This window comes from Halobacterium sp. CBA1132 (assembly GCF_001485535.1).
Classification (GTDB): Archaea; Halobacteriota; Halobacteria; order Halobacteriales; family Halobacteriaceae; genus Halobacterium.
This window is the reverse complement of record NZ_BCMZ01000001.1, coordinates 729,372-741,508: the sequence shown is the minus strand read 5'-3', so window position 1 is coordinate 741,508 and position 12,137 is coordinate 729,372. Positions and strand designations below refer to the sequence as shown.

Annotated in this window: 15 protein-coding genes and 1 tRNA gene; 8 read left to right on the top strand and 8 right to left on the bottom strand. The window is 59.9% G+C overall.

The genetic code is table 11. From position 1 onward, the window contains the following. The first annotated feature begins 219 nt into the window (after positions 1 to 219). The 8 genes from AVZ66_RS03820 to AVZ66_RS16110 all read left to right on the top strand — a co-directional run bounded on the left by AVZ66_RS03820 (position 220) and on the right by AVZ66_RS16110 (position 5,718). Positions 220 to 291 (top strand) — tRNA-Ala (locus tag AVZ66_RS03820). Between the two features lie 186 nt (positions 292 to 477). After that, the gene (locus AVZ66_RS03815) at positions 478 to 681 is read left to right on the top strand and encodes a hypothetical protein (RefSeq protein ID WP_157575590.1); all 204 of its coding nucleotides are present in this window, start codon (positions 478 to 480) and stop codon (positions 679 to 681) included. Positions 682 to 814: 133 nt separating this feature from the next. Next, positions 815 to 1,003 (top strand): hypothetical protein, encoded by a 189-nt coding sequence (locus AVZ66_RS16120; protein ID WP_157575589.1) that lies wholly within the window; start codon positions 815 to 817, stop codon positions 1,001 to 1,003. Further along, positions 1,000 to 1,482 (top strand): hypothetical protein, encoded by a 483-nt coding sequence (locus AVZ66_RS03810; RefSeq protein WP_082678764.1) that lies wholly within the window; start codon positions 1,000 to 1,002, stop codon positions 1,480 to 1,482. The genes AVZ66_RS16120 and AVZ66_RS03810 overlap by 4 nt, the downstream gene beginning before the upstream one ends. Beyond that, positions 1,479 to 3,152, top strand: coding sequence for a MarR family transcriptional regulator (locus tag AVZ66_RS03805; protein ID WP_058981975.1), 1,674 nt, complete (start codon positions 1,479 to 1,481; stop codon positions 3,150 to 3,152). Before AVZ66_RS03810 ends, AVZ66_RS03805 begins: the two co-directional genes overlap by 4 nt. 324 nt (positions 3,153 to 3,476) lie before the next feature. After that, positions 3,477 to 4,337, top strand: a complete 861-nt coding sequence (locus AVZ66_RS16115) for a hypothetical protein (RefSeq protein ID WP_157575588.1) — start codon at positions 3,477 to 3,479, stop codon at positions 4,335 to 4,337. Between the two features lie 237 nt (positions 4,338 to 4,574). Further along, on the top strand, positions 4,575 to 4,820 hold the full coding sequence (locus AVZ66_RS03795; RefSeq protein WP_231727072.1) for a hypothetical protein: 246 nt from the start codon (positions 4,575 to 4,577) through the stop codon (positions 4,818 to 4,820). 61 nt (positions 4,821 to 4,881) lie between these two features. After that, positions 4,882 to 5,718: a hypothetical protein gene (locus AVZ66_RS16110; protein WP_157575587.1), complete on the top strand. Its 837-nt coding sequence runs from the start codon at positions 4,882 to 4,884 to the stop codon at positions 5,716 to 5,718. On the opposite strand, the gene AVZ66_RS03790 is transcribed toward AVZ66_RS16110, so the two are convergent. From AVZ66_RS03790 to AVZ66_RS03755, 8 genes are all read right to left on the bottom strand, one after another. Then, complete coding sequence (locus tag AVZ66_RS03790) at positions 5,702 to 6,031, bottom strand: hypothetical protein (RefSeq protein ID WP_058984630.1); 330 nt, start codon at positions 6,029 to 6,031, stop codon at positions 5,702 to 5,704. The two genes, AVZ66_RS16110 and AVZ66_RS03790, sit on opposite strands and share 17 nt — an antisense overlap. Positions 6,032 to 6,245: 214 nt before the next feature. Beyond that, positions 6,246 to 7,421: a hypothetical protein gene (locus tag AVZ66_RS03785; protein ID WP_157575586.1), complete on the bottom strand. Its 1,176-nt coding sequence runs from the start codon at positions 7,419 to 7,421 to the stop codon at positions 6,246 to 6,248. Then, the gene (locus tag AVZ66_RS03780) at positions 7,418 to 8,251 is read right to left on the bottom strand and encodes a hypothetical protein (protein WP_058981972.1); all 834 of its coding nucleotides are present in this window, start codon (positions 8,249 to 8,251) and stop codon (positions 7,418 to 7,420) included. The genes AVZ66_RS03785 and AVZ66_RS03780 overlap by 4 nt, the downstream gene beginning before the upstream one ends. Next, complete coding sequence (locus tag AVZ66_RS03775; protein ID WP_058981970.1) at positions 8,248 to 8,826, bottom strand: hypothetical protein; 579 nt, start codon at positions 8,824 to 8,826, stop codon at positions 8,248 to 8,250. The genes AVZ66_RS03780 and AVZ66_RS03775 overlap by 4 nt, the downstream gene beginning before the upstream one ends. A gap of 20 nt (positions 8,827 to 8,846) precedes the next feature. Next, a complete protein-coding gene (locus AVZ66_RS03770) occupies positions 8,847 to 10,295 on the bottom strand; it encodes a hypothetical protein (RefSeq protein WP_157575585.1) in 1,449 nt (482 codons plus the stop codon). Positions 10,296 to 10,356: 61 nt separating this feature from the next. Continuing rightward, a complete protein-coding gene (locus AVZ66_RS03765; RefSeq protein WP_157575584.1) occupies positions 10,357 to 10,770 on the bottom strand; it encodes a hypothetical protein in 414 nt (137 codons plus the stop codon). 79 nt (positions 10,771 to 10,849) lie between these two features. Next, entirely contained in the window at positions 10,850 to 11,290 is a 441-nt protein-coding gene (locus AVZ66_RS03760) for a type IV pilin (protein ID WP_058981965.1), read from the bottom strand. Between the two features lie 298 nt (positions 11,291 to 11,588). After that, on the bottom strand, positions 11,589 to 11,870 hold the full coding sequence (locus tag AVZ66_RS03755) for a winged helix DNA-binding protein (RefSeq protein WP_197407719.1): 282 nt from the start codon (positions 11,868 to 11,870) through the stop codon (positions 11,589 to 11,591). Positions 11,871 to 12,137: the final 267 nt, after the last annotated feature.

Below are 12,137 nucleotides of genomic sequence, written 5' to 3'. Positions count from 1 at the left end.
CGGCACCGACTGGTGCCGGAACACTACCGCAGTCCCAAGCCGCGCCAGCGGACGCAATTTGCGTCCGAACCCGCGCGGCGCCGTCGGATCTACGGCCGTGTGGTTCCCTACAGGCGAGAACGCCCTCGGGCACGTAAAGGGTTTCCATCTCCCCGTGGCGCCGCCAAATGAATTCGCGGGGTTTATCAACGACCACGGGAAACGTTGGAATGCGTTCGAGGGCTCGTAGATCAGTGGTAGATCATCCCCCTGGCACGGGGAAGGCCTCGGGTTCAAATCCCGACGAGTCCATCCCAGTTTCTTCGGCGTAGTCGGTTGCTGTTCTTCACTACGTAGCGACCGCCATTCGCTAACTTCCGGTTCTGCGAACACGGAACGAACCTTCGGAGGGAGGAGAGTCCAACCGCCGACCAGTTCCGCGCCTACGCAGTCCTGCGGTTCTGTTTGGGAAACCGGGGATAAACGGGGGTGGTCGGCGTGAGTCTTCGCGCGCGGACCTACTCGCGGAGCCGCCGGTTCGTCACGCTCACGCACTGCCCGCTATGCGGATACGAGTTCACCCGTGACGAGTCCCGCCCCGACCACCTCGCCGACCACGATCCCGAGGACGCGGGCCTGAGTCCGCTGGGCGTCATCGACGACGACCACGACGCGCCGCTGTTCGGAGGTCGGTCGCTGTGAGCCTCGGGAACGACCCGGCTAAGGTCTCCGCACGCGGGGAACCTGAACCTCAAGACTGCCGGTACTGCGACGGTCGCACTCACGACCCGCAGCACGTCTGTCCCGACTGCCGCCATGAACGGGGTGACATGCGGTGACCCACGAGGTTGCCGATGCTGGCGGGCTTCGATTCGGCTTCTGGATGCAGTTCTGGACGGCCATCTACGCCCTGACGACCGTCTACCCGAACCCCGGCCTGACCGGCCTCGTCGCTGCCGTGCTCGGCGTGCTGGCCGTGCTCATCTACGACAGCGGGCCGGCCGCGTGGGGTGGTCGCGCGTGAGCCGCGCTCGCACGTCCTCGAAGGCCGCCGGCGAGGCCATCGAAGCCGAAGTGCTGAACCTCGTGCCCGCGCTGCGCTACGTTAGCGACACGACCGCGGAGTGGCACGACGCCCGCGTTGCCGGTCTGTTCGAGCCGAGCGACCGCGTGACCTTCGGCAGTACGCCGCTGCTGGCCGACGGGACGCCCGTCGAGATTAAGGCCGCCCAGCGGCGGCTCGCCAGCGGCGCGCGTGGTCGCTTCTACATCCGCCAGCGCCAGCACGAAACGCTCGTTGCGGAGTCGGCGGCGTACCTGTTCGCGGTCTACAACCCCCGCGACCAGCGCGTACTCGCGATGCTCGCCGTCCCCGCCAGCATCATCGACGAACTGCTCCCGGACGGCTGGACCAGCGTCGATGGCGACCGCGCCGAGAAGGGGTATCGGCAGCTCGCGTGGAGCCGCCTGTTCGACCCGGACACCGTGGAGGGGTCGCCGTGAGGACGCTCGACCTCGCCCCGCACGAGTTCGACGCGCACCTTCACTTCGCGGAGAACGACCTCGGCCCATGGTTCGGTTCGGACGCTCTTGTGAAAGATGCGGACGGCAGTCGGAGCGCCGAGTTCACGCACGCCGGCGAACAGTGGACTGCACGCCTCTCCTATCGCGACGAGGGTGGATTGCTCCCGCCGACCGGCGGTGTCACCGACGGCGGCACGAGCGTCCAGCACGACACGATTCGCGAATTCCAGTTCAAGATTGCGCGCCACCCCGACGAGGACCCCGTCGGAAAACAAGATTTCACCGCCCATATGTCGCCGCGCTGGGGCGGTCTCCACGCCGAGAAAGACGACGGCGAGATTGTCGAGATTCCGGTGCCGCCGACCCTGCAGAACGACGGTGTAGACCTCCGCATCCAGGGGTCGAACATCGAATTCACGCGGTATCTGGACCTCTTCCAGACCGCCGCGCGCGTCCTCGGCTTCTCCGCTCAGTACTTCCAGAATCCCGAGAACACGAGCAACATCATGGACGCCGAGAAGTACGCTCGCCTCCATCGCGATTCGAGTGGTCCCGTCCACGCTCGCGATGGGCCGATAGCCTCCATGGCGCATCTACTGGAGGACGACCGGACGGGCTACCGGAAGCTCGTTCAGAACGACAACGACGAGCACGGGAACAACGTGCAGGGCTACTACCACACGGCTACGCTGGACGCCCAGCGGCTCAGTGAGGCGTTCCCTGGCCACCAGTACCCGAAGGAGGTCAAGCACTACTACGCCCGCGAGGCGGCCACGCTGGACGCCTCGGAAGCGCTGGCGCACCCGAAGGTCGGTGCGAGTCTTCAGCACTCCTTGCTCGGGCGCGAGCAGACGGTGCGATACGAGAATCTCGTCGCGCTCGAACGTGAGTTAGACCAGACGGTGCTGTCGGTGCTCTCCGACGCCGGCCTCGACGTTGCGCCAGGTGACATGGGCCGGGGTCCGTACGTCGAGATGGACGCCTACTGGTCGCCGTCGACGAGCGAACGCGGCCCGGACCCGATTCAGTTGGACCTCGCCCGGATTCGCCAAGAGCAAGAGAGTATCGTCGTGCGGCACCTCACCGACGGCCTCAGTCCCGTCCAGTGGGAATCACTGAGCACGCTCGTCACCGACGGCGGTGAAGTCTCGCCCCAAGATATTGCGGAAGTGAACGGCCGCCACGTTGGGAGTGTCCGGCGGGCGCTGCGGTCGATGGAGGAACTCGTCTCCCGGAAGTACGGCGAGGTCGGGCTGCGCTCGGACTACGTGGCCGAGATGGTTCACGACGCCGTGCAGGACGCCCGTGAGGCGACGCGCACGGTTGTCGAGACCTCCGCGAAGGCCATCGAAGCCGCCGAGCGCGGGGCGTCCGACGCGATGGCTGATTGGGTCGCGTGGTGTAACCGCCACGGCGTCGACATCCGCAACCGCGCGGATGCCCTCGAAATCGACCTGACAGGCATGGAACCCGACGGGAAGGCGTACAGGACGAATCTACCGGCGAACGTCGTGCAGCAAATCAAAACGGGCTACGAGAAGTGGAAGGCGGCAGGTCAGGATCCCGAGCGGTTCCGCGCTGCCGTCGTCCGCTACACGTCTCACAGCGACATTCGCACCAGCGAGCGCGCGACGAAGATACTCCGGTAGCGCGGCCCGCGGATAGTGGCAACGCCGTCCAACACCTGATTTTACGCAATTCTACTTGCCGTGAGACGGCTCGTTAGTGAAATCTCAGTTGCGATGGGCGCGCTCGACGCGAGCGGCCGGCGCGGTCGCGCCGACGCACCCACGCGGAGAACCTCACGGACCCCGTTCGGTTCTCCGTTAGGGGTGTGGCTAAGGCCACCAATCCAAAACACACCGTACAGTTCAGCATACGATATACGAAACTATTCATCCTACTCGAAGACAGCCCGTTGTGAATACTATCGAGCCTAATTATTATCTGGTCGGTAGTTTAAACAGCACATAATGCCGGGAGAGGAGAGAGAATCAGAGGCCACCGATGATTTCGAGAAGGCTCAACGTGTTTTTCCGATATTCTCGATATTATTTTCTGTAGTACTTGTCTTCGGACATGCATTCTTTCCCGGGATGTTTAACCTCAACTGGGAAATGGTTGCGTTGCTTGGAGCTATCGCATTCCTGCCATATATCCCAGAGTTAGAATGGGTGCAAGTGGGTAATATGGGTGGTATCGGCCTGCAAAACGATGTGGATGCTGTTGAAGCTGAGGTCAGGCCTCTGTTTGAGGACATTAAGCAATCAATCGAAGTTGAGGGGGAGAGTGAGACTGAAGAAGAGAGTGAAGAGGAGGGCGAAGAGGAGGGCGAAGAAGAGGGCGAAGAAGAGAGTGAGACTGAAGAAGAAATAGAAGACGGTGTATCGACAACCGACACACCAGAAACAGTCGGTAGAGTGAAAGCCATCCCTCAATTTGCTGAGAATATCCCCGCAGAACCCAGTCCTCAGCTCAGAAAGTTCGAAAAACAACTCTACAAGGACCTGAACTATGACCCTCGATATGGGCTAACTAAACTTCGAGCTGGACTGGAAATTGCGGAGAAGCAATATCTAGAGTCTTTTGGAATTGATATTGACCCTGGACAGATACCACATCAAGAGTTTCGAACACATCTTGAGAATTCGAGTAGAGCATCTTCAAAAATTATGCATGCTCTACAGAAGGTCAGAAAGGTCTGTAATGAGGCAGTCCATGGTGAAGAGATTCACCATAACACGGCTGTAGATATTCTACAGATGGGAATCGGCATATTACGATATCTTGAATACATGTCTGACTTGGACCATTTGGACCTAAGTCATTTGTAGAGTGAAAATCGCAGAGTCCGCTAGAACCTTACTCCTCGGGGTTGCACGTCGAGAGAATCGCTTTCCCGAATCTGCACACGAACCCGCGAAGCTCGTGTGCATATCTCGCCGCCCACCGCCCACCGCAGCCGATCACGACCGCGCCGCCCACCCCGATACGCGCAAAATCGGGGTGAAATCACCCGTTGAGTGAGCCGAGATACATGGGTTAAGCCGGGTCGTGTGTACGAACCGAGTATGCGAATCCGAACCGACGGCGATTACGCCCACCGCCTCGACGCCATCGAAGCCGCCATGGACGCCCTCGACGAGAATACCAAGACCGCCGCGGTCGTCGCCGCCTGCGAGCACGCCCGCCTCGACCGGAAAGCGAAACAGCGTGCGCTCAATCACCCAGATATGACCGAGGAACTCGCGGAAGTCTTGAGTACACGCGAGCTTAGACTCAATTTCAGTATTGAAACAGAGATTAGAACAAAGTAGAGGTGCGATTGACGGGGAATCCTAATTGAGCGCTTATATTTCTGGATTCTCTTGGAGGAATATGAGCAGAAGTAGATTGGACTTTAATGGAAATCCCGCTCAACGAGCACTCTATGTGGCTTCAGCCGCTGTGATTCTCATACTATGGTGGTTAGTTTTCTCTCCTACTGTATCTGGTTTGGTCGGGTTCTCACAGGCATTCGGGCCATTAATGAGCGGAATTGGTGGCGCAGCAACTCTTGCCCTCGCGTATCTCTATACTCAGCAGCACCAAGTTCTGAAAACGCAAACAGAACTTCAAGAGATCGAGCATGAGCCATCCATCAGTGCTGACAGAATCAAAGGTGAACCTATAGATAGTTCTGAAGGGAGCCAATACAAAGTTGAACTCTCAAATACTGGAAAAGGGGTGGCACGTAACTTGAGGCTTCGAATTCAGCCTTCAACTGATACTGAAGGCTTCCATCCAGAGACCACAATTCAATCTATGGCCAGGGAGAGACAAACAGGAAGCGGCAATCCGTGGGTGAACACGCAAAGTGCATATCTGAACCCGGGTGACAGTCAAGTCGTTTTCACCGCTCATGCTGGTATGAAACTCTCTGATACAGCACCACCGAATAATGAAGGAATTTTTGAATATGTAACAGATGAGCTCGACCATAATGGGGTAGAGCAAATGACGATTAAATTATTTGTAGAATACGTTGGTCCAGATGGGGAAGAGAGAGCAGATCAGATATTTGATTACAGAATCCCCATCAAAGGAAGAACCACGCTCAGATATGCATTATTGAATGGACTTCCAGAAGATTCCCCGAAGGTAGAAAGCCGCGTAGATACTGCCCGATATCATATGACAGCCGACTCTGATAGTACCACTAGAGAACTTCTTTAATCCCGATTTTCGCCTGCTCGGTCCCTCGGTGGTCGCCGCCACCGTGCCATCGAACCGTCGGGAGGTTCGCTGCTCGACGGCGACCGTGCGCCAACACCTCGACGCCGCGACCGCGAACCCGGTACGCTGCGAACAGGTACACGCCGCCCTGCTGCTGTAGCTTCTCGTGGTACTCTCGATAGATTTTGAAGTTCCCCGGCTGGCCGTCCGCGTGCTCGTGCATCGCGGCCTTAATCTCGACCGGCGTCCCGTCGGGCGCGTCGGCGTCCTTCCAGCTGGCGCGGGCGAGGTCTACGTCGTAGTGCTCGGCCATCTTGTATTCGACAGCGGTGCCGTAGGAGTTCGCTCGGTGGGACGGCACGGCTACGCGCCCCCCGCGCCTCGCGCGCTCTTATATATATACTCCGGGCCGACGCCGAACGACGCGCGCCCATCGGGGCGTGCGCCCTCCAGCGCACGGCCTCGTCGCGATGGGCTTAGAGTAAAGGGGGGCTGGTTACGCTTTACACGTTTACAGGTCGGCGCAGTCATGCGATTGCGGCCTCCACGTCCGAAACCCATTCACGCTTCTCGCCGCCGTCTTGGTATTCCTCCCACCAATTTCGAACGGTAGTATGCGTGTACGGCACATTTTCGGCGATTTCGCGGGGCGAATTTCCCGCTTCCATGCCCTGCGCTATTGTCCACATAGAGACGCGCTTCACGTCCATCTCAGCGACTTCAGGCTCGTCGCTATCGTCGCTCGTCTTCTGCCACGACCACGACGAGGCTTCCTTGTCGTTGTAATTCCAGTCTGACTTCGGGACACCCTCGAATTCGCCGACTTTCCCGCGTAGCTCGCCGTTCGTCACGCGGTCCCAGATGCTCGCCTTCTTCTTGCTCTCTTTCTTCACGATGACGCCGAGCCGCCACAAGAGCGGATGAATCGAACTCTCGTCGTGAGCAATAACGATGAGAGCGCCGCCGTACTTGCGGACCTTGAACACGAGCGGACCCATCAACTTCCGCGTCAGTTGGCCGTCCTTCCCGCTGCCGCTCGCCGCCGAGGAGAGTTCGTCGAGGATTGCGAGCTTCGCTGTCTGGTCGTGATGCAGCGGGTTTCCATCCTGTTGCAGCCACGTTTTCAGACTGGGGAAGCTCGGTAGGTAGCCGTCGCGCTGATGGCCGCGCTCGTCGTTCCAGTCGCTCTTTTCGCGGAGGCTCTTGATGTTCGTCCCGACGAGCGCGGACGGGTTCTTGTGGACGTAGCGCTGCCCAAGGAGGCTCGCGAAGTTCGACTTCCCGGCGCCCATCTCGCCGAGAATTACGACGACGGGCGCGGCGCCGTTGATGAGGTCGTCAACCTTCTGGATGGCCTTCACGCCGCTAATATCGGCGCGCTGGTTCGTGTTGCCCTGTTGGTGCTGAAGCGTGGTCATGTCGCCGTCTTCGACGGCCTGTCGGCCGGCGTCGGTCGCTTCCATCCGACGCATATTCTCGACGGTTTCGAGGTCGCGTGCTTCGCCGGGCATTCGTTCGGCCGCCTTCGCCTTGTCGGGGTCATATTCCTGTTCAACCACCGAGAGAAACCGCGATACGTCCGAATTACGAACAAGCGCGGTGTGCGGGTACGCCTCGGGGTCGCGCTCGTCGTAGCCATCGACGTGCTCGCGGTAGCCCGCGACGATGTGCGGGTCCGTCTGGTCGCCCTGTTCGTCGCTCATTCCTGGGTTCCTCCGTCGGCTGCGGTCTGCCCATGCCCATCGCTCGACGGCGCACCCGCGCTCGGGTCGTGCGTCTCGCCCGCCGGGAGCGCGTCGGGGAGGTGGTCGGGGAGGTCGTCGGCCGTGATGTCGCTGAGTTCGTCGTCTGTCATGCCTTCCGCGCGCTCGCGAAACTCCTCAGTAACGTCCTTCACGGCGTCCTTATCCAGTCGCTCGCCCTTCTCTCGCGCCTCCACCACGCGGTTGATGAGTCGCGTTTGCAGGTCCGCCGAGAGGTCGCTAATCGACTCGGAGAGGTACGCGAGCGACAGGTGCGAGTCTACGAGGTCCTCGTACATCCGTTCCATGTGCGCTTTTGACGTGAGAAGCTTCGTATCCTCCATTTCCGAGAGGTACAGCCCGCTAACGCGGAGGCTGCCGTTGTCGCCGTACTCGGGCGCCCAGTCGAACTCTCGGACGGCGATAGCGTCACCGTCGTTCATCCGGTACGGAGCGGGGCCATCAACGCGCTTCGCGCCCCACACCTCCGGCGGCACAAAGTACGTCCTCGCGGTGTCCTCGACGGCGTTGATGTGGTGCACCTCGACGTAGTTGCGGGTGCGAAGCCAGTCCACGAACCGCAGGCCGGCGATGAACATGGGCGGCCCGAGCACCAGCCAGCCGACGAGCACGTTCGTCGTCCACGGCGGCGCGCCCGGCACGCTCGGGTTGAACCACCAGATGCCGACACCCGCCGCGACGAGCACGCCCGCCACGAGCAATTGTGCTTCCGCGAGCACGTACGTCACGCGGTCCGACCAACTGCCGAACGTCGAACTCAGGTCGCTCATATCGACGCCTCCACGGGTTCTCCGCCTTCGTTGTGAAGCTTCCAACCCGCCGCGCCGACGAACGACAGCAGCACGATGGCCGCGCCCGCCATCCAGCCGACCGTACCCGACGAGTCCCTAAACGGCGAGGGAGTCGGCGAGCGCACGACCTCGGCGTACAGCACTTCCTCGGTGGCGATGGACACGCCGACGTAGCCGCGGTTCGTCGCAGTCACCGCGAACTCTACGCTGTTTCGGCCGTCTTGGGCGACGAACGTCCGCCGGTTGATAGTGCCACCGTCGATGAATCCGCCGGCGTCCGAGAGTGTGACGGCCGTCGCGCCGTCGGAATTGAGCACGAGGGTCACGGTGCCGCTGCCGGGATGATACGACGAGGAGACGAGCGTTAGCGACGAGTCGATGCGCTCACCGCTGCTCGCCGAATCGGTGGACGTCGAGTTATTCAACGGGTTAGCTTGCTGTGCGACTGTGGGCTGTGGGCTGGCGTCGGTCGCGGTCGTGCCGACGGCGGCGGCGGGCGCGACCGCGAGCACGGCCAGCACCACGACTAGCGAGAGTATGGTTTTCGCGTGCATAAATGGGGTAACGGAAGGGATTAGTTGCGTGTGAGCAGGAGCGCGGCAGCGGCGGCGAGCAGCACGGCGCCGGGAATGGCGCCACCCTGTCCAAAGTCGGGTAGGAGGCCGCCACCGCCGGCGTTGCGCTCCTGTTGCTGTTTCGCATTAATCTCCGCGGTCAGTTTGTCCAATTTCTCCTGTAGAGCTTTGAACTCCTGCGTATCCGCAGTCTGATAGTTGATAGTCCGGTACTCCAGCGTTTCACCCGCAGCGCGGCCGTCGACCGACGAGAGGGTGAACTCACCAGTGAGTTTGTGGCTCCCGCCGTCGTCGAGCGCGACGAACTGCGCGCCGGTGATGTTGCTGGCGTTGTAGGTCTCTCCGACCGTGAACCCGGAGCTATTGGCGGGCACGCCGTCGCTCATCAGCACGCCGCTGTAAGTCTGACTGCCGGCGGTGACGTTCATGCGGCCGACAGATGACAGGTTCTCGGGCGGTGCAACCCCGACGGACGTGAGGGTGCGAAGTGTCCACGTATTCGAGGTTTCCGGGGAGTATTCGCGAGCGCCGAGATATGGGTCCACGAGGTCGCTCGTATTAATCTCACCCTGCTGGTACTGCGAATACGTGTTATTTATGAACGAATCAAGTTGAACCTGTACTTCGTCGTTCTGCGCTTCTATTGCCGTCCAACGACTGTTAAACGTGTCAGGGTTAGTAACAACTAACTCGGCGTAGTTGTCATTAGGTGGCTTCACGTAGTAGTCGCCAACGTCGAACGACTCGTGTTCAGAACCCGATTTCTTCGCGAACGTAGCGTGGAACGTGAACCCGTTACCGTGGTCGTGAACAATCGACTCCACACTCCGAGTGGACGAGTTCACTAGCGTATGCTGAAGAGTAGCATTAGCATCGGTCGGACCGGAGTACCCAGCACCGTCGGTACTGTCCATATGAGCATACACAAAGTTCGAGCTAACCCCCGAGGTGTTTTCGGCGGTATGAATACTCGACTTCAACAGAAGGGCAGAGGTGTTCCACGCCGCGATAATATTCTGCTGCTTCGTCGCGTAGTAATCAGCGACAGCCTCAGTCGCCGCATTACGGGCAATTGCCTCCGCACTCCCGTTTTCGAGCGCGCGGATGTAAGCGCTCTTGCCTTCCATGAGCGCGATGCTCTCGGTGTCGTTGAGGTAGTTCCCGTACGCAGTCAAAATATTCTCGTTGTTCTGCTTCTGCAGAGCGGCTTGGTCGTAAATCGCCTTCTTCGTCTCTAACGCGTCCGCTTTCTGCAACGCGGTCGTATTCACGTCACCGCTCGACAGCCGGTCATGCGCGACCGCGCCGATAACGGCGCCGAGTGCGATGCCCGCGCCGATAGCCAGCGCCACCTGTCCGTCGGCGCTCCCGACGTACTCGCCGGTGGCGTCGTCCACCGAGTTGACGCCCGGCTGCATCATCGCCCCGCCGAGCGCGAGCGTCGCCACGAGCATGAGGCCCGCGACGACGGCGAACGTGGTTTGTAGGCTTCTCCTCACTTACACCACCTCAGTACCACGCAGTGACGGTGTACGCGCTGGACAGCAGGATGAACGCGACGGCGCCGGCGGCCTGACTGCCGAGCACGAGGTCTTGAATCGCCGGGATGAACGCCATGCCGACGAGGACAATCAGCCCACCGCCCACGGCGACGGACTCGATTTCATCGAGGTCGTCCCAGCCGTCGCCGGCGCGGTTCGTCGCCCACGACGCCGCGAGCGCGACGACCGCGACGACGACCGCGAGGCTGAGGCTGATGCCCGAGCCTGAGAACAGCGTTTGGTCCAGACTGTAGCCGAACAGCGTGAACGAACCGATGCCGGTGATAACGACAGCGGCGAGGCTGAACAACGGTGCTGCGATTACGTCTTGCAGGTCAAAGCCTCCCTTCGTGTGGAGGCTGAATACGTCTGAAGTTGCCATGCTGCGCGTCAGACGACGCGCATCCGCTACTTAACCCAAGGAATCGCGAAAATATAGAACTGCTAAACGACGGAACGTGTTACGGGTTGGCCTCTACCTCAACGGTCTCTTGCGTGACGACGGTCCGGGAACCACCGTTTCCGACTGCGGTGACCGTCACTGTGACTGACGTTGTGCCGGACACAGATGCGTTTTGTTGAACTGTGAGCGTCCCCCCAACCTGCTGTATCTCGCCGCTCAGCCCACCGCTAATGTTTGCCTCGGCACCACTGGGAACGGACACATTCAGTCGGTCCGCGTTCCCTTCGCTAATCCACGTCACTGTTGCAGTGCCATCGTCGTTTTCGCTGATGTCGGCGCCGGCCTGCACGTTCTCGCTCACACTGTCGCCGAAGCCGAGCACGAAGCTCGCGATAACGGCGGCCAGAATGACTGTAATCGCTACCATCAGAATGACGCCGATAACTGGCGACACACCACGTTCGTCGAAGTCGGGGATTTCGAAACTGATTTTCTTCATTTTAGTTAACGCGCATGACACTATTAGTCAGCGCTTACCGAATTTTAGGCACCGATTATAATAAAGTCTCTGTGGGAAGTGATTACACGTCTAACAGGTCAGTGACGGTCGTCTATGACGTATGAAAAGGCCGCGGAACCACCGCGGCCCCATGAAGAAAATCAGCTTCGAGATGCTGATTCACACCTCGGAGTTTCACCGAGGTAAATTCAGCTATGCATTGACACTGTGAAAGCGTTGCGGTCAGTCGCACTCGGAGAAACAGGTGCTTAACGGCGGTATTAGCCGGTTTGTAAGATTACTCCTCTTCGAGGTCGCCAGCACTAAGCTCTCCTCCTAGATACGCGAGGCCCTTCTCCGTGATTTGGTAGTATGCTGTATCCTCTCCAACCCGTTCAAGAAGTCCTCTCTCCTCCAGTTTGCTCATTCGGCGAGAGAATGTTGAGCGCTCGCGGTCGACCGTCCCGAGAACGTCGACAAGGTGGTGCTTGACCGGCGAAGGTGGCTGCGCAACTCGCGCCCCACCAACTTCCCCGAGTTCCTCGAAGAACTCTAAGATAGCGTCGTCTACTTCGTTCATACCGGGTACTCGGGGCCGCATGGGTCGGTTATCGGACAACGCTCGCTTAGTCGCTCCGATGTGCAGTATGGGCGTAACATTTGTACTTTGAATTCACGTTTTGTTGCAAAGCTCTAAGTGAGTTGGATTTCTTGGTGGGTGTGAGGCAGTCCTCGTCGACGCGGAGAAGGAGTTGGTCGGTGCGCCGGTTGGCAGCCGGCGGGGGCGCCTCGCCAAAGCCCATGCGAGACGACCACATCGCGAAAGTGGACGAGGGAGCACTTAACC